At 72.8% G+C, this 25,637-nt stretch carries 18 protein-coding genes and 1 tRNA gene; 4 read left to right on the top strand and 15 right to left on the bottom strand.

Annotated elements, in window-relative coordinates; genetic code table 11:
- Positions 1-30: 30 nt before the first annotated feature.
- The gene (locus R2E43_RS25455; RefSeq protein WP_106517873.1) at positions 31-855 is read left to right on the top strand and encodes a DUF3097 domain-containing protein; all 825 of its coding nucleotides are present in this window, start codon (positions 31-33) and stop codon (positions 853-855) included.
- On the opposite strand, the gene R2E43_RS25450 is transcribed toward R2E43_RS25455, so the two are convergent.
- The 5 genes from R2E43_RS25450 to lepA form a co-directional block, all read right to left on the bottom strand.
- Positions 833-1,423, bottom strand: a complete 591-nt coding sequence (locus R2E43_RS25450) for a Uma2 family endonuclease (protein WP_016326184.1) — start codon at positions 1,421-1,423, stop codon at positions 833-835. The genes R2E43_RS25455 and R2E43_RS25450 overlap by 23 nt on opposite strands.
- A gap of 104 nt (positions 1,424-1,527) precedes the next feature.
- On the bottom strand, positions 1,528-2,760 hold the full coding sequence (hemW, locus tag R2E43_RS25445; protein ID WP_016326185.1) for a radical SAM family heme chaperone HemW: 1,233 nt from the start codon (positions 2,758-2,760) through the stop codon (positions 1,528-1,530).
- 71 nt (positions 2,761-2,831) lie between these two features.
- Positions 2,832-5,210 carry a SpoIIE family protein phosphatase gene (locus R2E43_RS25440; protein WP_332056601.1) on the bottom strand — a complete coding sequence of 793 codons (2,379 nt, stop codon included), beginning with the start codon at positions 5,208-5,210 and terminating at the stop codon, positions 2,832-2,834.
- A 225-nt stretch (positions 5,211-5,435) separates the two neighbouring features.
- Complete coding sequence (locus R2E43_RS25435; protein ID WP_189282974.1) at positions 5,436-7,313, bottom strand: AMP-dependent synthetase/ligase; 1,878 nt, start codon at positions 7,311-7,313, stop codon at positions 5,436-5,438.
- A gap of 307 nt (positions 7,314-7,620) precedes the next feature.
- A complete protein-coding gene (lepA, locus tag R2E43_RS25430) occupies positions 7,621-9,489 on the bottom strand; it encodes a translation elongation factor 4 (protein ID WP_003976242.1) in 1,869 nt (622 codons plus the stop codon).
- A gap of 237 nt (positions 9,490-9,726) precedes the next feature.
- Between lepA and rpsT the strand changes: the two genes are divergently transcribed.
- Positions 9,727-9,993 (top strand): 30S ribosomal protein S20, encoded by a 267-nt coding sequence (gene rpsT, locus R2E43_RS25425; protein WP_003976241.1) that lies wholly within the window; start codon positions 9,727-9,729, stop codon positions 9,991-9,993.
- A 294-nt stretch (positions 9,994-10,287) separates the two neighbouring features.
- On the opposite strand, the gene holA is transcribed toward rpsT, so the two are convergent.
- The 8 genes from holA to leuS form a co-directional block, all read right to left on the bottom strand.
- Positions 10,288-11,277, bottom strand: a complete 990-nt coding sequence (gene holA, locus R2E43_RS25420) for a DNA polymerase III subunit delta (RefSeq protein WP_181924133.1) — start codon at positions 11,275-11,277, stop codon at positions 10,288-10,290.
- 65 nt (positions 11,278-11,342) lie between these two features.
- Positions 11,343-11,588, bottom strand: coding sequence for a hypothetical protein (locus tag R2E43_RS25415; RefSeq protein ID WP_037666679.1), 246 nt, complete (start codon positions 11,586-11,588; stop codon positions 11,343-11,345).
- 31 nt (positions 11,589-11,619) lie between these two features.
- Positions 11,620-12,501, bottom strand: coding sequence for a YceI family protein (locus R2E43_RS25410; protein WP_136208399.1), 882 nt, complete (start codon positions 12,499-12,501; stop codon positions 11,620-11,622).
- Positions 12,502-12,943: 442 nt separating this feature from the next.
- Positions 12,944-15,529 (bottom strand): ComEC/Rec2 family competence protein, encoded by a 2,586-nt coding sequence (locus tag R2E43_RS25405; RefSeq protein WP_332056600.1) that lies wholly within the window; start codon positions 15,527-15,529, stop codon positions 12,944-12,946.
- Complete coding sequence (locus tag R2E43_RS25400; protein WP_011028432.1) at positions 15,526-16,593, bottom strand: ComEA family DNA-binding protein; 1,068 nt, start codon at positions 16,591-16,593, stop codon at positions 15,526-15,528. Before R2E43_RS25400 ends, R2E43_RS25405 begins: the two co-directional genes overlap by 4 nt.
- Before the next feature lie 154 nt (positions 16,594-16,747).
- Positions 16,748-17,593, bottom strand: coding sequence for a DegV family protein (locus R2E43_RS25395; protein WP_003976234.1), 846 nt, complete (start codon positions 17,591-17,593; stop codon positions 16,748-16,750).
- 91 nt (positions 17,594-17,684) lie between these two features.
- Positions 17,685-18,461, bottom strand: a complete 777-nt coding sequence (locus R2E43_RS25390) for a hypothetical protein (RefSeq protein WP_011028433.1) — start codon at positions 18,459-18,461, stop codon at positions 17,685-17,687.
- Positions 18,462-18,629: 168 nt separating this feature from the next.
- Entirely contained in the window at positions 18,630-21,530 is a 2,901-nt protein-coding gene (gene leuS / locus R2E43_RS25385; protein ID WP_003976232.1) for a leucine--tRNA ligase, read from the bottom strand.
- Between the two features lie 536 nt (positions 21,531-22,066).
- On the opposite strand from leuS, the gene R2E43_RS25380 reads away from it, so the two are divergent.
- The gene (locus tag R2E43_RS25380) at positions 22,067-23,353 is read left to right on the top strand and encodes a ferric reductase-like transmembrane domain-containing protein (protein WP_003976231.1); all 1,287 of its coding nucleotides are present in this window, start codon (positions 22,067-22,069) and stop codon (positions 23,351-23,353) included.
- A complete protein-coding gene (locus tag R2E43_RS25375; protein WP_016326195.1) occupies positions 23,350-24,960 on the top strand; it encodes an NADH-quinone oxidoreductase subunit NuoF family protein in 1,611 nt (536 codons plus the stop codon). Before R2E43_RS25380 ends, R2E43_RS25375 begins: the two co-directional genes overlap by 4 nt.
- A gap of 57 nt (positions 24,961-25,017) precedes the next feature.
- On the opposite strand, the gene R2E43_RS25370 is transcribed toward R2E43_RS25375, so the two are convergent.
- Positions 25,018-25,090 (bottom strand) — tRNA-Ala (locus tag R2E43_RS25370).
- 140 nt (positions 25,091-25,230) lie between these two features.
- Positions 25,231-25,464 (bottom strand): hypothetical protein, encoded by a 234-nt coding sequence (locus R2E43_RS25365; protein WP_003976229.1) that lies wholly within the window; start codon positions 25,462-25,464, stop codon positions 25,231-25,233.
- Positions 25,465-25,637: the final 173 nt, after the last annotated feature.

The raw sequence follows: 25,637 nt of genomic DNA, 5'->3' as shown, positions 1-25,637 counted from the left end.
GGGGCGGGCGTTCCTCGTATCGTCGGCAGAATGCGCCAGTACTCCGCCGACCTGACCCCTCCGTGGAAGAAACCGCAGCCGGTTCCCGAGGTGCCCGCCGATCCCGGCCTGGTGGTCGAGGAGCCCGGCACCGGGTTCTGCGGCGCGGTGATCCGCTGCGAGGCGGGCACGGTGACCCTGGAGGACCGCTTCGGCAAGCACCGCGTCTTCCCGCTGGAACCGCGCGGCTTCCTGTTGGAGGGGCGGGTGGTGACGCTGGTCCGCCCGCCCTCCCCGTCCGGTCCCGCGCGGTCCGCCCCTTCCCGTACGGCGTCCGGTTCGGTCGCCGTCCCCGGCGCCCGCGCCCGGGTGGCGCGCGCCGGGCGCATCTACGTCGAGGGGCGGCACGACGCCGAGCTGGTCGAGAAGGTCTGGGGCGACGACCTGCGCATCGAGGGGGTGGTGGTGGAGTACCTGGGCGGCGTGGACGACCTTCCGTCGATCGTCGCCGACTTCGCCCCGGGCCCGGACGCACGGCTGGGCGTACTGGTGGACCACCTGGTGCCGGGTTCGAAGGAGTGGCGCATCGCGGAGGCGGTGACGAGCGAGCACGCGCTGGTCGTGGGCCACCCGTACATCGACATCTGGGAGGCGGTGAAGCCGGCGTCGGTCGGCATCGACGCCTGGCCCCGGGTGCCTCGCGGTCAGGACTGGAAGACCGGAGTGTGCAGGGCGGTGGGGTGGCCGGCCGAGAACACGGGGGCGGTGTGGCAGGCGATCCTGGCCCGGGTGGACTCGTACAAGGACCTGGAGCCGGAGTTGCTGGGGCGGGTGGAGGAGCTGATCGATTTCGTCACGGGTAGCGGTGGGGCCTGACCTTCTCGTAGACGGCGAACTCGCTGGTGTCCAGTTCGACACCGACGGGTTCCAGCGGCGTGATGTCACCGAACTTCGTGAGTCGCTGACACCGGTAGTCAGCGTGTTCACCACGGCCCGTCGGCTCGGTGAGTAGGACGCACTGCCCCATGACCGGGTCGATAATCAGGTAAGCGGGCACCTTGGCTGCCGCGTAGATTGAGCGCTTGACTCCGTAATCACGGTCAACGCTTGTCTTGGAGACAACTTCGACAAGCATGGTGATGACCTCGGACGGCATTAGGCGTCCATGCTCAGGTCCAGCACCCCGTTCGATCACTACGAGATCCGGCTGAGGTTCACTGGACTCTTCGAGGATCGCAATGTCCTGAGTCTGGAGTCGCCGCCAGCGGCTGCGGGGAATCTGGTCCACCACCGCTTCCACGATGTCGTTGTGAGCCACGTCAGGCCCCGCCATCATCACGATTTCCCCCCGGAGGAGCTCGACCTTGAATCCCTCGGGGAACACGAACTCCTCGAAGAACTTCACGATGCCGGTGGTCATTGGTCGGTCATCCACAGCGGTCATCTCCGCAGCCCTCCGGTTTCCGCCACCGTGCGATTGCGGCAGCAGCTTACGAACCAGGTTAGGGACCGAACCCGCGTTCCGCACCGATCCACTCCCCCGAGTGATCAGTCCACCAGGTCCCGTACCACCGCGTCCGCCAGCAGCCGCCCGCGCAGCGTCAGCACCGCGCTCCCGGCCTCGTACGGCCCCTCCTGGAGCAGCCCCTCCGACAGTGCCCGCCGCGACGCCGCGAGCCCCGCCTCCCGCAGCAGCGACAGCGGGACGCCCTCCCGCAGGCGCAGCTCCAGCAGGATGCGCTCCACGCGCCGGTCCTCGTCCGTGAGGATCTCGCGCCCCGCGCCCGGCGACTTGCCCGCCGCCAGCGCCCCCGCGTACGCCCCCGGGTGCTTCACGTTCCACCACCGCACGCCCCCCACGTGGGAGTGCGCGCCCGGTCCCGCGCCCCACCAGTCGGCGCCCCGCCAGTACAGCTCGTTGTGCAGGCAGCGCCCCGCGTCGGAGGTGGCCCAGTTGGACACCTCGTACCAGTCGTAACCGGCCGCGGACAGTGCCTCCTCGGCGATCAGGTACCGGTCGGCGTGCACGTCGTCGTCGGTCATCGGGACCTCGCCGCGCCGGATGCGGCGGGCGAGCTGGGTGCCCTCCTCGACGATCAGGGCGTACGCCGAGACGTGGTCGGGTCCGGCGCCGAGCGCGGCGTCCAGGGAGGCCCGCCAGTCGTCGTCGGACTCGCCGGGGGTGCCGTAGATCAGGTCGAGGTTGACGTGGTCGAAGCCGGCCGCGCGGGCCTCGGCGACACAGGCCTCGGGGCGTCCCGGGGTGTGGGTGCGGTCCAGGATCTTCAGGACGTGCTGCTTGGCACTCTGCATGCCGAAGGAGATCCGGTTGAAGCCGCCCGCGCGGAGGGTGGCGAGATACGCCGGGTCGACGGACTCCGGGTTGGCCTCCGTGGTGATCTCCGCGTCCGGTGCCAGGCCGAACTCGTCGCGGATCGCGCCCAGCATCCGCACCAGGTCGCCGGCGGCCAGCAGGGTGGGCGTACCGCCGCCGACGAAGACCGTGCGGACCTCGCGGGGGTCGTCGCCGAGCACCTTGCGGGCCAGGCGGACCTCGTCGACGAGGGTGTCGGCGTAGTTGTCGCGGGAGGCGAGGACGCCGCCGGTGCCGCGCAGCTCGGTGGCGGTGTAGGTGTTGAAGTCGCAGTAGCCGCAGCGGGTCGCGCAGTACGGCACGTGCAGGTAGAAGCCGAGGGGGCGGTCGGCGGCCCCGGCGAGCGCGGACGCGGGCAGGGCGCCGTCGGCGGGGACGGGCTCGCCGTCGGGGAGTGCGGAGGGCATGCGTTCCATTGTCCCGCACCCGGCCGGATCCCCTGCCCACCCCGTTCCCTGCGCCCGTTCACTGCGCCCGTTCATTCCGCCTGGAGCACCAGCAGCGCCAGGTCGTCCTCCGGGGGCCGGGGCCCGAACTCGTGCACCAGACGCCTGATCCGCTCGGCGACCAGCTCGGCGTCCAGACCCGCGCACCCGGCCAGCGCCGCGGCGAGCCCGTCGCCGTCGTCGAACTGGCGGGAGCCGCTGCGCCGCTCCGTGATCCCGTCGGTGACGCACAGCAGGGTGTCGCCGGACCGCAGCTCGAAGGTCTCGCTGACGTACGTCGCGTCCTCGACGACGCCGAGCAGGGTCTGCGGGCACGCGACGGCGGACACCGTGCCGTCGGGCCCGAGGAGCAGCGGCAGCGGGTGTCCGGCGGACGCGAGGGTGCAGCGGACGCCGCCGTCGAAGGGGACCAGCTCGCCGTAGAGCAGGGAGAGGAAGCGGGTCTGCGGTCCGTCGCCCGGGGCAACCGGTGGGCCTCCGGCGGCGACCAGCGCGCGGGCGGCGGCGTCGGCGGCCTCGGTGGCGTCGTCGAGGAGGAGCTGGTTGAGGCGGTCGAGGACGTCGGGGACGCCGTACTGCTCGCGGGCCAGCAGCCGCAGCCACGGCCGGGCGAGGCCGATGACGACGGCGGCCTCGGGGCCCTTGCCCTGGACGTCGCCCACGGCGAAGCACCAGCGGCCGTCGCCCGCCGGGAACAGGTCGTAGAAGTCGCCGCTGGGGCCGCCCTTGTCCCGCGGTTCGTAGACGAGGGCGCTGCGCACACCGGGGATCTCCGCGACGGCGCCGGGCAGCAGGCCGCGCTGGAGTACGGCGCTGATGGTGGCCTGCCGGGCGTACTGGCGGGCGGCTCCGATGGCGAGCGCCACCCGGCGGCTGAGGTCCTCGACCAGGCCGGTGATCTCGTCCGGGAAACCGGTGGGGCCGAGGGCGCCGGGGGTGTCGGCCCGTCCGATGACCAGGGTGCCCAGCGGCCTGCCGCCGGCGACCAGGCGGTAGGCGAGCGCGGTGCCGTGCGTGCCGTCCGGGCCGAGGGCGTCGCCGGGCCACGGGTGGCCGACGGGGCCGGAGCGCCACGGGTCGCGCGGGCGGGGCGGATCCTTTTCCAGGGCGGCGCGCAGCTCGTCGAGGTGGCCCTCGCCCGAGTGCCACACGCGGGCCAGCCGGGCGCCGACGGCCGCGCCGGTGTCGTCGGTCCAGGCGCCGCGGCCCAGGGACTCGTCCTCCAGCCACACCCCGCACCAGTCGGCGAGCCGGGGCACGATCAGCTGGCCGGTGAGGGAGGCGACCAGGTCCTCGTCGAGCTGTCCGGCCAGCAGGTCGGAGGCCTCGGCGAGGAACGACAGGGCGCCGCGGCCCAGCCACTCACGGTCGCGGATGCCGCGCCGGGCGGTGCCGCTCACGCCGTCCGGCAGCTCCGGCCACCGCGGCGGCTCCGACCGGCGGCCGGGGGTCCCGCGTCGGTCGAGGGCCCCGCGTCGGCCGGGGCTCGCGTCGGCACCGGCGTCGGGGTCCATGTCGGGGCTCGCGTCCGCGCTGACGCCCGGGTCCACGTCGAGGCTCGCGTCCGCGCCGGCGTCCGGGTCCACGTCGGGGCCCGGGTGCGTTTCGGGGCGTGGCTTCGCTTCGGGACCGGGGCTCGCTTCGAGGCCGGGGTTCGCTTCGCGGCCCGGGGCCGCCGCCCAGGGGGCCGGGTCGGGTGTCGGGGCGCCCAGCGCCGACGGGCCGCCCTGGGACCGGCGGTCGTCGTGGCCGTGCCGACCGCCGTACTGGCCGCCGTACTGCCCGCCGGAGCCTCCGTCCTGGCCGTCCCGCCCCTCCCCCGGCGGCCACGCACCCGGCGAGTCGGTGCGTCGTGCCCCGCGCCCTCCGGCAGACGCCTCGGTCTGCCCGGCGTCGTCCGTGCCCGGGGCCGACAACCGTGCCCACACCGTCTTGGTGCCCGGGCGGTAGGTGATCCCCCAGGCCTCCGCGAGCGCGGCGACCAGCCGCAGGCCGCGCCCGTACTCGGCGGAATCGTGCGGCGTCTCGGGGTCGGCGCTCCTGGGCGCGCGGGACGGGTGCTGGTCCGTGGCCTCGACGACGAGCGCGCCGGTCCCCTCCACCTGGAAGCCCACCTCGACATCGGTGCCGGCGTGCACCACCGCGTTGGTGACCAGCTCGCTGACGACGACCAGGGCGTCGGCGGCGAGGTGCTCGGTCAGCTGCTCCGTGCCGGGCAGACCGAGCGCGGACCAGTCGGCGAGCGCCGCCCGCACCATCGCGCGGGCGGCGCCCGGCGCGAGGGAACTGCCGAGCAGGGTCACGCGCGCCCGCGCGCACTCCTCGAAGCCCTCGGCGGATGCCTCCGCGGTGTGTGCGGGCACCGCGCTGGCGCGGGAGGCGGTCTCCCGCTGCGTCGGAATGGCCCCCATGGACGTCTCCCCGGGCAGTTCGTGCGAATTCCTCGCAGTCGATGCCGACAGAGTGACAGACCGGCCCCGCCCATAAGCACGGAGTTACCGAAGTGGGCCGCCACGGATGAGAACCGTGCTAGGCGAACGTTCGAAGACGGCCGGAAGCCGGTCGGAAACCGGACGTCTTCGAACACTCGCGGCTTCAGGACGGTACTGGGCCCACGCCTGGCGCGAGCCCTCGTACTACGCCTCGCGCGAGCCCTCGTACATCTCCTCGATCAGGTTCTTGTACTCCCGCTCCACCACCGGCCGCTTCAGCTTCAGGCTCGGGGTGATCTCGCCGTGCTCGACGTCGAGGTCGCGGGGCAGCAGGCGGAACTTCTTGATGGTCTGCCAGCGCTGGAGACCCTCGTTGAGCTGCCTGACGTAGCCGTCGACCATCTCGACGGTCGCGGGCGCCGCGACGATCTCGGCGTACGGCTTGCCCGCCAGGCCGTTCTCCCTGGCCCACTCCGTGATCGCGAGCTCGTCGAGGGCGATGAGCGCGGTGCAGAAGTTCCGGTCGGCGCCGTGCACCAGGATGTTGGAGACGTAGGGGCAGACCGCCTTGAACTGGCCCTCGACCTCGGCCGGCGCGATGTACTTGCCGCCGGACGTCTTGATGAGGTCCTTCTTGCGGTCGGTGATGCGCAGGTAGCCGTCGGGCGACAGCTCGCCGATGTCGCCGGTGTGGAACCAGCCGTCGGCCTCCAGGACCTCGGCCGTCTTCTCGGGCAGCTTGTGGTAGCCCTCCATGATGCCGGGGCCGCGCAGCAGGATCTCGCCGTCGTCCGCGATGCGCACCTCGGTGCCGGGCAGCGGCTTGCCGACGGTGCCGGTGCGGTAGGCCTCGCCGGGGTTGACGAAGGAGGCGGCGGAGGACTCGGTGAGGCCGTAGCCCTCCAGGATGTGGATGCCGGCGCCGGCGAAGAAGTAGCCGATCTCGGGCGCGAGGGCGGCCGACCCCGAGACGCAGGCGCGCAGGCGGCCGCCGAAGGCCTCGCGGATCTTGGCGTAGACGAGCCGGTCGGCGACGGCGTGCTTGGTGCGCAGGCCGGCGGGGGCGCTCGCGGTGCCGGTGCGCTTGAAGTTGTCCTGGGTGACCTTGGCGTACTCGCGGGCGATCCCGGCGGCCCACTGGAAGATCTTGTACTTGGCCCCGCCGCCCGCGCGGGCCTTGGCGGCGACGCCGTTGTAGACCTTCTCGAAGATGCGGGGGACGGCCGCCATGTAGGTCGGCTGCACGACCGGCAGGTTCTCGATGATCTTGTCGACGCGGCCGTCGACGGCGGTGACGTGACCGGCCTCGATCTGGCCGGAGGTCAGCACCTTGCCGAAGACGTGGGCGAGCGGCAGCCACAGGTACTGCACGTCGTCCTTGGTGACCAGGCCGGTCGCGGCGATCGCCTTGGCCATGTACGACCAGCAGTCGTGCGGGAGCCGGACGCCCTTGGGCCGGCCGGTGGTGCCGGAGGTGTAGATGAGGGTGGCGAGCTGGTCCTTGGTGAGCGCGCCGACCCGCTCCTTGATGAGCTGCGGGTCCTTCTCCAGGCGGGCCGCGCCCCGGCGCTCCAGCTCGTCGAGGGTGAGGACCCAGTCCTCGGAGGTGTCCGCGCCGGTCGCGTCGACCACGACCACGTGGGTGAGGTCGGGCAGCTCCGCCTTCTTCTCCTTCGCCTTGGCGAGCTGCGCGGCGTCCTCCGCGATCAGCACCCGGCTCTCGGAGTCGGAGAGGATGTACGCCGATTCGCCGGCGTTGGTCTGCGGGTAGACGGTGGTCGTCGCCGCGCCCGCGCACATGATGCCGAGGTCGGCGAGGATCCACTCCAAGCGGGTGGAGGAGGCCAGCGCCACCCGCTGCTCCGGCTGCACGCCCAGCTCGACCAGGCCGGCCGCGATCGCGTAGACCCGCTCGGCGGCCTGCGCCCAGGTCAGCGACTTCCAGTCGTCGGGGCCCTCGCCCGCGGCCGGCGGCACCGGGTAGCGGTACGCCTCGGCGTCCGGCGTGGCGGCCACCCGCTCCAGGAAGAGTCCCGCCACGGAGGGCGGACGGTTCTCGATCAGTGTCTGTGTGTCGCTCACGACATCCTCCGGGCCCGCGACGGTGCGGCTGGCTCGTTGCGGCTGGCTCAGGTGTGGCTGGTTCACTCTCGGGCGGTGTTCAACGGTGCTGAGGCGGTGACGCGGACCGTTGTCCGATCACTTGTTTAACTCACGAGTAACTACGGGGCAGGCATCAGGGTAAAGGGCGACCGGCCCCCGCGTAAGAGCCCGCGCCCTGTCATTTCCTACAGACGCCTGCCCGTGACATGCGAAGAGACCCGCCGCACTTTCGCACGACGGGCCCCTCGATGCCCGTTTCGCCCGGACTTGGCATGCGGCGTGGCGGTTACTTCTTGCCCTTGCCCGACCCCGCGCTGTCGTCGCTGGACAGGACGGCGATGAAGGCCTCCTGAGGAACCTCCACGGAACCCACCATCTTCATCCGCTTCTTGCCTTCCTTCTGCTTCTCCAGCAGCTTCCGCTTGCGGGAGATGTCACCGCCGTAGCACTTGGCGAGGACGTCCTTGCGGATGGCGCGGATGGTCTCGCGGGCGATGACCCGGGAGCCGATGGCGGCCTGGATGGGCACCTCGAAGGCCTGGCGCGGGATCAGCTCGCGCAGCTTGGCGACCAGCCGTACGCCGTACGCGTACGCCGCGTCCTTGTGGGTGATCGCCGAGAAGGCGTCCACCTTGTCGCCGTGCAGCAGGATGTCGACCTTGACCAGGCTGGAGGTCTGCTCGCCGGTGGGCTCGTAGTCGAGCGAGGCGTAGCCGCGCGTCTTCGACTTCAGCTGGTCGAAGAAGTCGAAGACGATCTCCGCGAGGGGCAGGGTGTAGCGGATCTCCACCCGGTCCTCGGAGAGGTAGTCCATGCCGAGCAGGGTGCCGCGCCGGGTCTGGCACAGCTCCATGATCGAGCCGATGAACTCGGTCGGCGCGAGGATCGTGGCGCGCACGACCGGCTCGTACACCTCGTTGATCTTGCCTTCGGGGAACTCGCTCGGGTTGGTGACGGTGTGCTCGGTGCCGTCCTCCATGATCACGCGGTAGACCACGTTGGGCGCGGTGGCGATGAGGTCGAGGCCGAACTCGCGCTCCAGCCGCTCGCGGATCACGTCGAGGTGGAGCAGGCCGAGGAAGCCGACGCGGAAGCCGAAGCCGAGGGCGGCGGAGGTCTCCGGCTCGTAGACCAGGGCGGCGTCGTTGAGCTGGAGCTTGTCCAGCGCCTCGCGCAGCTCGGGGTAGTCGGAGCCGTCCAGCGGATACAGGCCGGAGAAGACCATGGGCCTGGGGTCCTTGTAGCCGCCGAGCGCCTCCGTGGCGCCCTTGTGCTGGCTGGTGACGGTGTCGCCGACCTTGGACTGGCGGACGTCCTTCACACCGGTGATCAGGTACCCCACCTCGCCGACGCCGAGGCCGTCGGCGGAGAGCATCTCCGGCGAGTTGGTGCCGATCTCCAGCAGCTCGTGCGTGGCGCCGGTGGACATCATCCGGATCCGCTCGCGCTTGTTGAGCTGGCCGTCGATGACCCGGACGTACGTCACGACGCCGCGGTACGAGTCGTAGACGGAGTCGAAGATCATCGCGCGGGCGGGGGCGTCCTTGACGCCGACCGGGGCCGGGACCTCGGCGACGACCTTGTCGAGCAGCACGTCGACGCCGAGGCCGGTCTTGGCGGAGACCTTGAGCACGTCGTCGGGGTCGCAGCCGACCAGGTTGGCCAGCTCCTCGGCGAACTTCTCGGGCTGCGCGGCCGGCAGGTCGATCTTGTTCAGCACGGGGATGATCGTGAGGTCGTTCTCCATCGCCAGGTACAGGTTGGCGAGGGTCTGGGCCTCGATGCCCTGGGCGGCGTCGACGAGGAGGATGGTGCCCTCGCAGGCGGCCAGCGACCGCGACACCTCGTAGGTGAAGTCGACGTGCCCCGGGGTGTCGATCATGTTGAGGATGTGCGTGGCGCCCTTGTCGTGGGACGGGGCCCATGGCAAGCGCACCGCCTGGGACTTGATCGTGATGCCGCGCTCGCGCTCGATGTCCATGCGGTCGAGGTACTGGGCGCGCATCTGCCGCTGCTCGACCACACCGGTCAGCTGGAGCATCCGGTCGGCGAGCGTGGACTTGCCGTGGTCGATGTGCGCGATGATGCAGAAGTTGCGGATCAGCGCCGGGTCGGTACGGCTCGGCTCGGGCACATGGCTGGGGATCGCGGGCACGCAGGGTCCTGATTCTTGAGGCGTCCGCAGTGTCTGCGGTCTCGGGTCTCGGGTCGGATCGATACGTAGCCTCCATGGTCCCACGGGTGGCGACCCGGGATGGGTTTGGGACCCTCGACGGGCCGCTGGTAGTGTGGGTGGCTGTGTCTCTTGCCCTCTCAGCTCGAGGCACTCCTTCAAGAAATCATCGGCACGGGACCCTCGCGGCCTCGTGCCTGAACCTGCAAAGGCTCATTCGTGGCGAACATCAAGTCCCAGATCAAGCGGAACAAGACCAACGAGAAGGCCCGGCTGCGCAACAAGTCGGTCAAGTCCTCTCTGAAGACCGCGATCCGCAAGGCCCGCGAGGCCGCCGCCGCGGGTGACGTCGAGAAGGCCACCGAGTTCCAGCGCGTCGCTTCGCGCGAGCTCGACAAGGCCGTCTCCAAGGGCGTCATCCACAAGAACCAGGCCGCCAACAAGAAGTCGGCGCTGGCGCAGAAGGTCGGCGCTCTCAAGGGCTGAACCCGTCGTCTGGATTTATCTGGTGTGACCGCCGGAAGGACCCAGAGCGGGCCCTCTCTCATCCGCTCCCGTCCGGCACCCAGGATCCGTGCGCGGCCTGCGTTCGCCACGCGGGCATGGATCCGCGAGCTTGATCCGAAGGCCCCGGTGGCCGTCCTTCCCCAGGACGGACGCCGGGGCCTTCGGTGTGAGCGGGAGGTGCCGCCCCGGGGCGGGGTCCTGACCTCAGGCCCTGAGGCCAGGGTCCTGAGGTCGGGGCCTTGAGGCCGGGGCCTTGAGGCCGGGGTCCTGAGGTCAGGTCCGGCCCCGTGAACGCGCCGCCCGCGCGATGATCACCACGGCCTTCTCCAGGGCGTACTCGGGATCGTCCCCGCCGCCCTTCACCCCCGCGTCGGCCTCGGCGACCGCGCGCAGGGCCACGGAGACGCCGTCCGGGGTCCAGCCGCGCATCTGCTGCCGGACGCGGTCGATCTTCCAGGGCGGCATCCCCAGCTCGCGGGCGAGGTCGGCGGGGCGTCCGCCGCGGGCGGAGGACAGCTTGCCGATGGCCCGCACGCCCTGGGCGAGCGCGCTGGTGATCAGCACCGGCGCCACTCCGGTCGCCAGCGACCAGCGCAGCGCCTCCAGCGCCTCCGCCGCGCGTCCCTCGACCGCCCGGTCGGCGACCGTGAAGCTGGAGGCCTCCGCCCGCCCGGTGTAGTACCGCCCGACGACCGCCTCGTCGACGGTCCCCTCGACGTCGGCGGTCAGCTGGGACACCGCCGAGGCCAGCTCCCTGAGGTCGCTGCCGATCGCGTCGACCAGGGCCTGGCAGGCCTCGGGCGTGGCCGACCGCCCGGCCGTGCGGAACTCCGCGCGCACGAAGGCCAGCCGGTCGGCGGGCTTGGTCATCTTCGGGCAGGCCACCTCGCGCGCCCCCGCCTTGCGGCCGGCGTCGAGGACGCCCTTGCCCTTGGCGCCGCCCGCGTGCAGCAGGACGAGGGTGATCTCCTCGGCGGGGGCGCCGAGGTAGGCCTTGACGTCCTTGACCGTGTCGGCGGACAGGTCCTGCGCATTGCGTACGACCACGACTTTGCGCTCGGCGAAGAGCGAGGGGCTGGTCAGCTCGGCGAGGGTGCCGGGCTGCAGCTGGTCGGGGGTGAGGTCGCGTACGTCCGTGTCGGCGTCGGCGGCCTTCGCGGCGGCCACCACCTCCTGCACGGCACGGTCGAGCAGGAGGTCCTCCTGGCCCACGGCAAGGGTCACCGGGGCGAGAGGGTCGTCGTTCGCAGTCTTCCTGGCCATCGCGACAAGCATCGCACGCACGACTGACAACGCCGGACGGGCCGCTGCCGGACGGGCCCCGCGGCTTAGGGCTCCTCGCGCCAGCCCTCCCACTCCCCCGCGAACGCGTCCAGTTCACCGGGGTCCAGCGCTTCCCGCTCGTCGTGCAGGAGGACGAGCCACTGGGCGTCCTCGGCGTCGTCCTCGCCGGCCAGGGCGTCCCTCAGGATCCGCGGTTCCTCGTCGGTCCCGAACCGCTCGCCGAGTTCCTGGGCGGCCTGCTCCGCGGCGTCGCGGTCGGGCAGCACCAGTACATGTCTCACGTCGCTCACGGATGCCATTGTCGGTCAGCCCCGGGCACGGTCAGCCCTTGGGCACCGTCTGCACGTCGAGGTCGATGCGGATGCTGGGGCCCACCACGGCGATGCCGCGGGCCAGCATCGTCTGCCAGCTCACCGTGAAGTCGTCGCGGTGCAGCTCGGTGGTGGCGCGGCAGGCCGCCCGCGTCTCGCCCTCCATGCCGTTGCCGAGTCCGAGGTACTCGGTGTCCAGGGTGACCGTGCGCGTCACACCGTGCAGGGACAGCGCCCCGGTGACGGCCCAGCGGTTGCCGCCGCGGTGCGCGAACCGGTCGCTGTAGAACTCCAGGGTCGGGTAGCGCTGCACGTCAAGGAAGTCGGCCGACCGCAGGTGGTCGTCGCGCATCTTCACGTTGGTGTCGATGGAGGCCGCGTCGATCACGACGTGCATCGCCGACTGCTCCATGTCGTCGGCGATGCGCACCGCGCCCGCGAAGGAGTTGAACCGGCCGTGGATCCGGGCCAGCCCGATGTGCCGCGCGGTGAAGGCGATCGAGGAGTGGGCCGGCTCGATCTCCCAGTCACCCGGCGCGGGCAGCTCCGGCGGCTGCGCCACCTGCAACGTCACGTCCCCGAGCGAGGCCAGCGTGTCCTCGGCGACCGTCACGGAGGCCCGGTACGGGGTGTAGCCCTCGGCGGACACGGCGAGCCGGTACTCCCCCGCGGGCACCGTTGCCACGAACGACCCGAAGGGGTCCGTACCGCCGCCGACCACCTTGCGCCCCATGGCGTCGCTGACCGTGAACTCCGCATGGGTCACCGGGGCGTTGACGGGGTCGAGGACGCGGCAGCTCAGCACTCCCGCGTCCGGCGGGGTGTGCACCGCCGCCAGGGGACCCGTCCGTTGCATCCGCTTCGTTCGGCTTCCCAGCAAGCGGCCGATCATTTGCGACACCCTCTGCACGACATCGGAAATCTAGTTGACGGAGAAACATTCGATCACCGATGTGGCTTTCGAGGCAACACGGGGCCACATCGCGGGAAACCGTCGCATGTGCTGGGAGTGGCCGGGACTGGACCCGTGTGCTCCGGTTTCACCGCAACGGGCGGGATTTCTCACAGCCGGGACACAGGGGGCATGGACCGGCGACCGGCCGAAGTGCGACCGGGGAGGTGCTGTGCCACCAGGCGCCGGACGCGGCCGGGCCGGCCCCGCCCGGGGCGCCGGGTCCGCACCGCACCCCCGCCGTGTCCGGCCCCGCCCGGGGAGCAGAGTCCGCACCGCACCCCCGCCGCGTCCGGCCCTGCCTCGACCACCCCGAACGTCCCCCGGGATCCACCTGCCCAGCCGGCGGAGGCAGGCATCGGCCGGGACCGAATCCATGCCCTCAGTCGCCCGCCACCCGCAGCTCCCTCCCCCTCCCCGCGACCGCCACCGAACCGCTCCGGTCCGTGCGCAGCACCGTCGCTCCCTGGGCGCGCAGTGCCGCGACGGTGCCGGGTGCCGGGTGGCCGTAGGTGTTGTCCTCGCCGCAGCTGATGAGCGCCAGACGCGGGGCGATCCGGCGCAGGAACGCGAAGTCCTGGTGGGCCGAGCCGTGGTGGGCCACCTTCAGCACGTCGACGTCCTTCAGCGCCGCTGCCGCCGGGGAGCGGGCCAGCTCCCGCTGGGCCGGGGGCTCCAGGTCGCCGAGCAGGAGCACGCGCATGCCCGCCGTCCGGACCAGGAGGGTGACGCTGGCGTCGTTGGGGCCGCCCTCCGTGCCCGGTGCGGTGCTGGCCGGGGGGCTCGGCGGGGGCCAGACCACCTGCCAGGACAGCGGGCCGGAGCGTCGCTGCTCGCCGGTGGCCGCGTGCCGCACGGGGATGCGCCGGGCCCTCGCCTGTCGGCGGACGAACTCGGCCTGGTCCGCGGGCTCTTCGAGGGCGGTCGTCTCGATCGCGCCCACCGTGCGGCCCCGCAGCACCCCGGGCAGCCCGGCCACGTGGTCGGCGTGGAAGTGGGTCAGCAGGACGAGGGGCACGCGGGTGATGCCGAGGGCGCGCAGGCAGTGGTCGACGAGGGCGGGGTCGGGGCCCGCGTCCACGACCACGCCCGTCCCCTCGCCCGCCGCGAGGACCAGCGCGTCCCCCTGGCCCACGTCGCACATCACCATCCGCCACCCCGGCGGGGGCCACCCCTTGATCAGCCGGGCCAGCGGGGGCGGTTGCACCACGACGAGGATCAGGAGCAGCGCGCAGGCGCCGCACCACCAGGGGTGCCGCAGCAAGCGTCGGCCTGCCAGCAGCACGCCTACCGTGACGAGGGCGAGCAGCGCCGCCCCGGCCCAGCTGCCCGGCCAGTCCACTCCCGCGCCGGGCAGCGCGGCCCCGGTGCGGGCGATCTCCGCGATCCACTCGGCCGGCCAGCTCCCGCACCAGGCCAGGCTCTTGGCCAGGGGCATCGCCGCCGGCGCCGTCGCCAGGGCCGCGAAGCCGAGCACGGTGGCCGGGACCACCGCGAACTCCGCCAGCAGGTTGCACGGCACCCCCACCAGGCTCACCCGCGCCGACAGCACCGCGACCACCGGCGCGCACAGGGCCTGCGCGGCACCCGCGGCGGCCAGCGCCTCCGCGAGCCGGGGCGGGACCCGGCGCCGGCGCAGCGCCGCGCTCCACCGGGGAGCGAGCGTGAGCAGCGCCCCCGTGGCCAGCACGGAGAGCAGGAAGCCGTAACTGCGGGCCAGCCAGGGGTCGTAGAGCACCAGGAGCAGGACCGCCGTCGCCAGGGCCGGCAGGAGTGATCTGCGGCGTCCGGTGGCCAGGGCGAGCAGGGCGACGGACCCGCAGGCGGCCGCCCGCAGCACGCTGGGGTCGGGCCGGCACACGACGACGAAGGCCGACGCGAGCAGCCCGCCGAGCAGTGCGGTCGTCCGCAGCGGCAGGCCGAGGCGGGGGGCCAGTCCTCGGCGCTCACTGCGCTGGGCCAGGCCCGGTGGGCCGAGCAGCAGTGCGAGCACGATCGTGAAGTTGGCGCCCGACACGGCCAGGGTGTGTGTCAGGTCGGTCTCCTTGAACGCCTCCTCCAGCTCCGGTGTGACGCGTGAGGTGTCGCCGACGACCAGGCCCGGCAGCAGCGCTCTCGCGTCCGCCGGCAGGTCCTCGGTCGCCTCGCGCAGGCCCTCCCGCAACCGTCCCGCCAGGCGCTGCGCCGCCGACGGCTCCGCCAACACCTCGGGTGGCCGCCGACCGGCACGTACCCGCAGCACCGCGGCGATCCGGTCGCCGCGCTCTCTCGGGGGCGAGAGCCGTGCGGTGACGCGGAGCCGTGTGGTCGGCAGCAGGGTCAGCCAGCGGGCGGACGCGGGCCGGGTGGCGGACCGCTCGTCTCCCCCGCCGACGTCGACGAGGACGAGCACCGGCGTCCGGGTCGTCACCGTCTCGCCGGCCGCCCCGGCCGCCCCGGCCGCCCCGCTCACCCGCCGCACCTCGGCCTCGATGAGCACCGTGGGCGGCACCGCCCGGTCGCCCCGGACGCGCGGCCGGGTGAGGCGGGGGTCGCCGGTGACCTCCACCTCTGCGGTGACGGTGGCGTAGTGCCGGGCCGCCGCTGGGACGGGCCCGCGGCGCAGGTCGGCGCCGTGCAGTGCGGCCGAGGCGGCGGACGCGGCGACGCAGAGGAGCAGGGCGGCGACCGGTGCGCGGGAACGTCCCCGCGGCGACGCCGACAGCAGTGCCCCGGCCAGGAGCAGAGCGCCCGTCACCACGCCCACGGCCCAGCCGGCCGGCACGTCCAGCGTCACCGCCGCCGTCGCCCAGGCCGCGAGGGCGGGCGGGACCAGGCGCAGGTCGGCGGGGCCCTCCTGCCGGGGGTGCGCCGCGCCCAGCCGGTGGCCGGAGGCGGCGTGCACGGCGGCGCGCGGGGGCCTGGCGGGGGGCCGGCCGGAACCGGCGAGCCCGTCCGGCCGGTCCGCTCCGGGCAGGTGCCTGCTCATGGCCGCACGAGATCCCGCAGGTCGGCGAAGCGGCGCTCGCCGATGCCGTTGACCTCGCGCAGTTCGTCGACCGAGCGGAAACCGCCGTGCTGGGTGCGGTAGTCGATGATGTGCTGGGCGAGGACCGGGCCGACGCCGGGGAGGGTGTCGAGCTGGTCGGTGGTCGCCGTGCTGAGGGACACCGGTGCCGCGGGTCCCGCCGCACCCGTCGGCCCGTCCGGGGCGGGACCCGCTCCCGGCCGGGGCACGGGCGCGGGCGCCCCGACGATCACCTGCTCGCCGTCCACCAGGAAGCGGGCGCGGTTCAGTCCGTCGGTCTTCGTGCCGGGCCTGACCCCTCCGGCGGCCCGCAGGGCGTCCGCGACGCGTGAACCGGCCGGGAGGCTGTGGACCCCGGGGTCGCGGACCTTGCCGCCGACGTCCACCACGATCTCGGGCCCGGCCGTCGCCGTGGCCGCCGCCTTGGGTCCGGACCCGCCGGCCGTGTCGCGGTCCTCGGCCGTCGGCTCCGGTTTCCCGGCTCCGTATGCCGCCGCCTCCCGCACCACCTCGGGCGCCGCCACGGGATGGGTGCGGCCGGTCCAGAAGTGCTGGACCGCGAAGACCGCCGCGACGACCAGCAGCACCGAGAGCGCGGCCACACTGCGCCGCTCCAGCCCGCACCGCGTCTGCAACCACAGCGGCATCCGCTCCCGCAGCGCCGACCCGGCACGCTCCCGCCAGGCCGTCCCGGGGCCGGTGGGAGCGTCGAGACCGGGCAGCGGCGACCCCTGGCGGGCGGGAGCGTCGAGACCGGGCAGCGGCGGCCCCTTCCCCGTCTCCCCGTGGGCCCCCTCGTGCCCCGCGTGGTCGTATCCCTCGGCGCGCTCGGCGAACAGCGTCTCCGCCCTGCGCCGCAGCTCCTCCGGCGCCGCGTGCCGACGACCGTGCCGGGCGTGGGAACGGTGGCGGGCGTGGGTGCGGGAGCCGGGTGCGCGGCGGTGGGCGAGGCGGCCGTCGGAGGCCGGGGCGCGGCCCGGGCCACTGGTCGCGGACGCGGTGCGTGAGCGTGATCGAAGAGCCATGCGAGGAGGATCGGGCACCTCGGCGGCCCCGCGACGATCATGCTCGATTTCCGGGGACTACCCACGGGTTGTGGAAAACTCCGTCCCCCTCACGGGTGCGGCGCAGCGCCCGCACCCGCCCGCCCCACACCGCCCCACACCGCCCGGCAGACGCTCACCGCGACGAGACCACGACCCCCAGCAGCCCCGGCCCCGTGTGCGCGCCGATCACCGCGCCGACCTCGCTCACGTGCAGGTCGGCCAACCCGGGAACCCGGTCCCGCAGGCGGTCCGCCAGGGCCGACGCCCGGTCCGGGGCGGCGAGATGGTGCACGGCGATGTCGACGGGCGCGCCGCCCGCCCGGTCGGCGGCGATCTCCTCCAGCCGGGCGATGGCCTTGGACGCCGTCCGGACCTTCTCCAGGGGTTCGATGCGGCCCCCCTCCAGCTGGAGCAGGGGTTTCACGGCGAGGGCGGAGCCGAACAGCGCCTGGGCCGCCCCGATCCGGCCGCCGCGGCGCAGATAGTCGAGGGTGTCGACGTAGAAGTAGGCGGAGGTGCCCGCGGCGCGCTTCTCCGCGGCGGTGACGGCCTCGTCCACCGTGCCGCCCGCCTCCGCCGTCTCCGCGGCGGCGAGCGCGCAGAACCCCAGGGCCATCGCGATCATCCCGGTGTCCACGACGCGGACCGGGACGGGCGCCTCGCGCGCCGCGACGACGGCCGCGTCGTGGGTGCCGGAGAGTTCGGCGGACAGGTGCAGGGAGACGATGCCGTCGGCGCCGGACTCGGCGATCCTGCGGTAGGTCTCGGCGAAGAGCTCGGGGTTCGGGCGGGAGGTGGTGACGGGCCGCCGTTTCTGCAGTGCCTGGGCCAGGGAACGGGTCGAGATCTCGGTGCCCTCTTCCAGGGCCCGGTCGCCCAGGACGACGGTCAGGGGTACCGCGGTGATGCCGTGCCGCTCCATCGCCCGGGCCGGGAGGTAGGCCGTTGAATCCGTGACGATAGCGACATGGCGGGACATGAGCTGGAGGTTACCTGGCGTAGTGCCCGTGCGGCAGTCCGGCCCCGGCGACCGGGCGTTCACAGGGTCGCGACCGGTTCGGCGGGGTCGGTCAGGTCGTGCTCTCCGGGCGGGCCTTCTTCTGCCACGGGTACACGGGGCTCGCGGCCGGCGGGGTGATGGCGGGGCGGGCGGGGTTCCCCTCCGCCGGCTCCCGCGCCGGGGAGTCCGGCCAGGTCTGCCGGGCGGACGCGGCGTCGGCGGGCGGGGCCTCGGGCCAGGACGGCGGCGCGGGCGGCGCCTCCCCCGGGCCGGTCCCGGCCGCCGCCTCCGCCTGCGTCTTCGTCTCCGTCCAGTGCCGCAGGGCACCGGCCTCCACGTCGATCTGCGCGCTCAGCGAGTCCAGGTCGTCGTCCGCGAAGTGGCGGGCGCGGTCGCGGGCCGCCCAGCGCAGGGCGTCGGCCGACCGTGTGATGCGCTCGGTGCGCTCGCGCAGTCCGGGCAGGCGCTCGGCGAGGGTGGCGCGGTCCGGCTCGGACTCCAGGCGCCGCAGCTCGCCGTCCAGCTCGAAGCCGTGGGCGCTGAGCCGCTCGAAGAGGGCGAGGGACTCCTTGAGGGATTCGTCCTCGGCCACGCGCGCGTGCAGCGCGTCCTGCGTGGCCCGCATGGAGGTGCGCAGCGTCAGCCGCAGTTGTGCCAGCTCGGCCGCCGGACCCACCTGGACCAAGGACTTGGCCCGCAGGGTGTGGTCCTCGACGGTGCGGCGGGCCTGGGAGATGCCGCGGTCCACGCTGCGCTTGGCGGCGCCGACGGCCTTCACCGTGGCGTAGACACCCAGCACTACGGCGAGCAGGAAGAGCAGGGCGAAGACGGTGAGCGCTGCTTCCACTGGGCTCCTCCTCCGAGCATCCGGCCCGCGGGCCGGACGGCCACGGCGCGGCACCCGTCGTGCCGCTCTTCCACGGTAAACGCAACGGGCAGGCCCAGGGTTCCGCAAGAACCCCGAACCTGCCCGCACCGGACCCGTAGGGGGCGCCCGAGACGCCCCGGTCACCGCCTAGGCGGGGACGATGTTCACCAGCTTCGGCGCCCGCACGATCACCTTGCGGATCCCGGCCCCGCCCAGCGCGGCCACGACCTTCTCGTCGGCCAGCGCGGCCTTCTCCAGGTCGTCCTCGGAGATGGAGGGGGCGACCTCCAGCCGTGCCTTGACCTTGCCCTTGATCTGGACGACGCAGGTCACGGTCTCGTCGACGACGTAGGCCGGGTCGGCGACCGGGAAGTCCTCGTGGACGACGGAGGACTCGTGCCCCAGCTTGCGCCACAGCTCCTCGGCGACGTGCGGGGCCAGCGGCGCGACCAGCAGCACCAGGCGCTCGGCGACCGACCGCGGGACCGGGCCCCCGGCCTTGGTCAGGTGGTTGTTCAGCTCGGTGACCTTGGCGATGGCGGTGTTGAACCGCATGCCCTCCAGGTCCTGCCGCACACCGTCGACGGCCTTGTGCAGGGCGCGCAGGGTGCCGGCGTCGATGTCGCTCTCCGCGACGTCCGCCACGGACAGCTCGCCGGTGTCCTCGTCGACGACGTTGCGCCACAGCCGCTGCAGCAGCCGGAACTGGCCGACCACCGCGCGCGTGTCCCACGGCCGCGACACGTCCAGCGGGCCCATCGCCATCTCGTACAGGCGCAGCGTGTCGGCGCCGTACTCGGCGCAGATCTCGTCGGGGGTGACCGCGTTCTTCAGGGACTTGCCCATCTTGCCCAGCAGCCGGGAGACCTTCTCGCCCTGGTAGTAGTAGGCGCCGTCGCGCTCCTCCACCTCGGCGGCCGGTACGGCGATGCCGCGGCTGTCCCGGTAGACGTAGGCCTGGATCATGCCCTGGTTGAACAGCTTGTGGAACGGCTCGGCCGAGGAGACGTGCCCCAGGTCGAACAGCACCTTGGACCAGAAGCGCGCGTACAGCAGGTGCAGCACGGCGTGCTCGGCGCCGCCGACGTACAGGTCGACGCCGCCGTGCGGCAGGCCCTCGCGCGGGCCCATCCAGTACTGCTCGATCTCGGGGTCGACCAGCCGCTCGCCGTTGTGCGGGTCCAGGTAGCGCAGCTCGTACCAGCAGGAGCCGGCCCAGTTGGGCATGGTGTTGGTCTCGCGGCGGTACTTGCGCGGGCCGCGGCCGTCGCCCAGGTCCAGGGTGACGTGGACCCAGTCCTCGTTGCGGGACAGCGGGGTCTCGGGCTTGGTGTCGGCGTCGTCCGGGTCGAAGGTGCGCGGGGAGTAGTCCTCGACCTCCGGCAGCTCCAGCGGCAGCATCGAGTCGGGCAGGGGGTGGGCGATGCCGTCCTCGTCGTAGACGATCGGGAAGGGCTCGCCCCAGTAGCGCTGGCGGCTGAACAGCCAGTCGCGCAGGCGGAAGTTGACGGTGCCCGCACCGGCTCCGGCGCGCTCCAGCCACTCGGTGACGCGCTCCTTGGCCTCGACGACGCCCAGACCGTCCAGGGAGACGTCCGTACCGGAGGAGTTCACGATCTTCGCGTCGTAGGAGGCGAAGGCCTCGTCCCACGTCGACGTGTCGGTGCCGCGGCCGTCCGTCGGCTCGACGACGCACCTGACGGGCAGCTCGAAGGCGCGCGCGAACTCGAAGTCGCGGGAGTCGTGCGCCGGGACGGCCATGATGGCGCCGGTGCCGTAGCCCATCAGCACGTAGTCGGCGACGAAGACCGGGACCTGCTCGCCGTTGACCGGGTTGGTGGCGTACGCGCCGATGAAGACGCCGGTCTTGTCCTTGGCCTCGGCCTGCCGCTCGACGTCGGACTTGGAGGCGGCCTGCGCGCGGTACGCGGCGACGGCCTCGGTCGGGGTGGCGTGGCCGCCGGTCCACGCGTCGCGGGTGCCCTCGGGCCAGACGGCCGGGGTGAACTTCTCGACCAGCGGGTGCTCGGGCGCCAGCACCATGTAGGTCGCGCCGAACAGGGTGTCGGGGCGGGTGGTGAAGACGGTGATGCGCTCGCCGTCCACGGGGAAGTCGACGCGGGCGCCCTCGGAGCGGCCGATCCAGTTGCGCTGCTGCAGCTTGATCGCCTCGGGCCAGTCCAGCTGGTCCAGGTCGTCCAGCAGCCGGTCCGCGTAGGCGGTGATGCGCATGTTCCACTGGCGCAGCTTGGACTTGAAGACGGGGAAGTTGCCGCGCTCGGAACGGCCGTCGGCGGTGACCTCCTCGTTGGCCAGCACGGTGCCCAGTCCGGGGCACCAGTTGACCGGCGCGTCGGAGGCGTAGGCCAGGCGGTACTCGCCCAGCACGTCGGCGCGCTCGGCCTCGCTCAGGCTGCTCCACGCCCGGCCCGCGTGGCCCGGGACCTCCCGCTCACCGGAGGCGAACTGCGCGACCAGCTCGGCGATCGGACGGGCCTTCTTCGCCTCGTCGTCGTACCAGGAGTTGAAGATCTGCAGGAAGATCCACTGGGTCCACTTGTAGTACTCGGGGTCGATCGTGGCGAACGACCTGCGCCTGTCGTGGCCCAGACCCAGCCGGCGCAGCTGGCTCTGCATGTTCTTCATGTTGGCTTCGGTGGACACGCGCGGGTGCGTGCCGGTCTGCACGGCGTACTGCTCGGCGGGCAGGCCGAAGGCGTCGAAGCCCAGGGTGTGCAGGACGTTGTGGCCGGTCATCCGCTGGAAGCGGGCGAAGACGTCGGTGGCGATGTACCCCAGGGGGTGGCCGACGTGCAGGCCCGCACCCGAGGGGTACGGGAACATGTCCATGATGAACTTCTTGGGCTTGGCGACCAGCTCCGGGTCGCCCGCCAGGTCACCCTTGGGGTTCGGCGCGGCGTACGTCCCCTCGGCGTCCCAGAAGTCCTGCCAGCGTGCCTCGATCTCGGCGGCCATGGCAGCCGTGTAGCGGTGCGGCGCGGCATCCGCCGACACAGGGGCGGTCGCCGCGGGGTTCGTCTCGCTCATGATCCTCAAAGCTCCATCGATCGTCTCTGCCAGCGGCTGCGACCTTCATGACCTGCGGCTGCGAAGGCCGGGAAATGAAAAATCCCCTCGCACAGGAGGGGACGCCGCGCCGATTCCGGCCACCGGACTACGACCGGGGTCGGGACTGATCAGCGCGGCTCGCTAAGCAGAAGGCGTACGGCACGCATGGCGTCAGGGTACCGCAGTCGCCGAGGGGGCCGCGACGGGCTTCCGCGCCACGCACGGCCGACCGGAATCCGGGGCCCGGCATCCGGAAAACGGAGGCGAACCTGAACCAAGGTCAAAGGTTACTTCGCGTAACGACCACTAAGGGACACCAGCACGAGCGCGCTGTCATTTGATAACAACGCAATAACTCAAACCCCCTACCCACGGGTATGGCGCCACTTAGAGTGCGGCAGCGGGACCGCTTTCCCGAACCGCTCCGGAGTTGCCCCCATGAACCCTCCCCCGATCCACCCCCGCGACACCAGTCCGCCGCCTCCCCTCACGTCCCTGACGTGGGGAGGCCTGTCGTGGTGACGAACGACAGCACGGTGGACGACACCTTCGCCCAGTTCCTGAACTTCGGCGCCGGCGTCCTCTCCCTCGTCTTCCTCAGCTGCTCGGTGATCTGGGGTCTGCTCGCCCAGGACCGGATCGTCCTCGACACCCGGCAGCGGATCCTGGCCCAGGCGGTGCACCGGACCACCGCGGTCGCCTCGGTCGTCTTCCTGCTGGTGCACATCGTGGTCAAGCTGGTCCTGGACCACACCACCTGGGTCGCCGCGGTCCTCCCGTTCGGGCTCCTGGCCACGGAGGACGAGGCGTTCGGCGGCCGGGCCGTCCTCATCGGCTTCGGCACCCTGGCCAGCATGCTCATGATCTTCGTGGGGGTCACCGGAGCCCTGCGCAACCGCTTCGCCTCCCCGGCCCCGGTCGCGGCCCGCTGGCGGGCCATGCACATGCTGGCCTATCCGGCGTGGTGCCTCGCCCTGCTGCACGGGCTCTACGCGGGTCGCGCCGCGAAGCCGGTCTTCGTGGTCCTGTACGCCCTGTCCGTGGTCGGCGTCATGGCGGCCCTGGCACTGCGCGCGGCGCCCCGCCCGGTCAAGCGCAAGGTCGCCGACCGGATCGCCGGCCTCCTCGGGACCGGGGAGCGGCCCGCCCGCGAGGAGGACGAGGAGGCGGCGGAGAACCGGCCGAGGGCCACCGCCGCCCTGCCCGGCTACGAGGGCGCCGGGCGGTCCCGGTCACGCGGCGCGTCCCCGTCCGCCCCGCTGTACGAACCCGCGGAGCGCCTCACCGCGCCGGAGCCCCCGAGCGGCTTCGCGGCGGCCTACCGTGCCGTGTCCGGCCCCTCGGGCGCGGGCCGGCCGCCGCTGACGGCCGACCCCGCCGCCGCCCGGCTGCCGTCCGACCTGCGGCCCACCGAGGCGATGCCGGTCGTGGACGGCGGCGGCAGCACCTCGGGCAGCTGGCCCATACCCTCGCCGCCCCCGGTCGGCGAGGCACCCCCGTCGGCCTACGACCCGCTCAACGACACCGGACACACCATCCCGGTCTACGGCACCACGGAGGCGGTGGACCACTCCGCGGCCTACTCCGCGCAGTACTCCGCGCCCCCTGCCCCGGGCTACGGCTCGAGTGACGTGTACGACACCCGTGAGACGAACGCGGTCCACGACACGTACTACCCCAGCGACACGTACAACAGCGGTCCCGCCCCTGAACCAACCCCCGGTGCGCCGTCGCCGTCCCACGACTTCGACGCACCGGGTTCCGGTGAACCTTGGAACACGCCTTCCGGAGGCTTGAATTGAACGAGGCCCTGCCCGACGTCCCGGAGGTCCGCGTGGTCGGGCTTCCCCAGCTCACGTCGGGCTTCGACCTTGTCGAGCGGCTCGATCTGCCGATGCACCTCAAGGTGCACGGCCCGCTCGAACCGTTGGGCGGGGAGCAGCTCGCGCAGCTCTCCGAACGCATCAACCTGAAGGGCCGCGGCGGCGCGGGCTTCCCCTTCCACAAGAAGCTGCGCTCGGTCGCCGAGGCGGCGATCAAGCGCGGCGTACGGCCGGTCGTGGTCGTCAACGGCAGCGAGGACGAGCCGGCCTGCCGCAAGGACACGGTCCTGATCAACCGTGCCCCGCACCTGATCCTGGACGGCGCGCTGCTGTGCGCCGAGGCCATGGGCGCCCGCACCCTCGTCATCGGGGTCACCCGCGAGTCCACCCAGCGCTCCATGGAGGCCGCCCTGGCCGAGCGCGGCCTGAGCAACGGCCGCCGGTCCGCCCTCCGCGCGCGTGTGCAGCGCAATCCGGTGCGCATGGTGACCGGTGCGGCGGCCTCGCTGATCCGCTCCATCGACGGCGGCCCGGCGATCCCGCCCGGCCGCAAGGTCAGCGCCTCCAGGAGCGGCGTCGGCGGCGCGCCGACCCTGCTGTCCAACGCCGAGACCTTCGCCCAGCTGGCGATCGCCGCCCGCATCGGCCCGGAGCGCTACGGCAACACCGGCCTGTACGACGAGCCGGGCACCGTGATGCTCACGGTCTCCGGCGCGGTGGCCCGGCCGATGGTGATCGAGGTCCCGACGGGCGTGCCGCTGCGCTACGTCCTCCAGCTGGCCGGCGCTCCGCCGGTGCCGCAGGGCGTGCTGACCGGCGGCTACCACGGCAAGTGGATCGACGCGGCGACCGTCGACGAGGCGATCGTCTCCCGCAACTCCTTGCAGCAGGTGGGCGGCTCGCTCGGCGCGGGCGCGATCCTGCCGATCGGTCAGGACACCTGCCCGCTGGGCGAGTCCCTGCGGGTGGCGCAGTGGCTGGCCGAGGAGAGCGCCGGCCAGTGCGGCCCCTGCTACCTGGGCCTGCCGGCCGCCGCGCGGGGGCTGGAGGACATCCTGAACGGCGGCGGTCCGGCCGCCCTGGAGGCGGTCAAGCAGGTCGCGAAGAACGTGAAGCGGCGCGGTGCCTGCTCGCACCCGGACGGCTCGGCGATGTTCCTGGAGTCGACCGTCAAGGCGTTCACGGACGACCTGGCCGCCCATGTCCTCGGCAACGGCTGCGGTCGGCCCGTGGAGGGCGTTCTGCCGCTCTTCGAGGGGGGCAGGGCCCCGACCGGCGTCCCCGGCGGCGGGGAGGAGAACGGCCCGAGCCGCCAGAAGATCTTCGTCGACTGGACGCTGTGCCGGGGACACGGGCTGTGCGCGGACATCCTCCCGGAGGTCTTCCAGCTCGGCGCCGACGGCTTCCCGACCGTCGCGCAGGCCGAGGTGCCGCGGTTCGCGGAGGCCAAGGCGGTGCGGGCGGTGCGCCGCTGCCCGGCGCTGGCGCTGCGGATCGAGGAGGACACCCGCGGGCAGGCGCCGGCCTCGCGCACCAACCTTCCGGTGCTGTCCCAGGGCCGGGGCCGCCGGGCGCTCGGGCGCTGAGGCCGCGGACGACGAAACCCCCCCGGATCAGAGATCCGGGGGGGTTTCGTCGAACTGTGGAGCTAAGGAGAATTGAACTCCTGACCTCCTGCATGCCATGCAGGCGCTCTACCAACTGAGCTATAGCCCCTTGTTGTCCGCCGCCCGGTCTCCCCGGCGGCGACGCCAACATTACACGGTCGACCGGGCACAACACCAAATCGTTTCCGCTTTGCCCGCTTTGCCCGCTTTGCCCTCTTGCGGGCTCGTCACACCGCCGCCGTCACGCCGTCACGCCGTCACGAACGAGTAGAAGCGTTTGAGCGTGCAGTGCTCCTCGAGGAGCCGGCCGTAGATCGGCTCGCCCTCGAGTTCGCGGTACGTCTCGATGGGGTCGCCTTTTATGATCAGCGCCCGCGCGCATTCCTCGCACCAGTACTGGTAGTCGGGGTTGACCGGCTCCATGTCGCGCACGATGGGCGTGCCGCTGCCGCACCAGTCGCACTTCCGCCTGTGTGCACCCATCGATCAGCTCCAGCTGTGGCCGCAGGCCGTGCACACGTAAGAGATTCCGCCGTTGTCGCCGAGGACTTGGGCCACATGCCCGGAACCGCAGGAAGGGCAGCTGAGGCGGGTGACCGTGTTCCTTGCCATCGCTCCGCCGAGGAGGTGACCGACCTCCTCGAGGATGCTCCCAG

This window comes from Streptomyces violaceoruber (genome assembly GCF_033406955.1).
Classification (GTDB): Bacteria; Actinomycetota; Actinomycetes; order Streptomycetales; family Streptomycetaceae; genus Streptomyces; species Streptomyces violaceoruber.
This window is presented reverse-complemented; position numbering and strand designations above follow the sequence as displayed.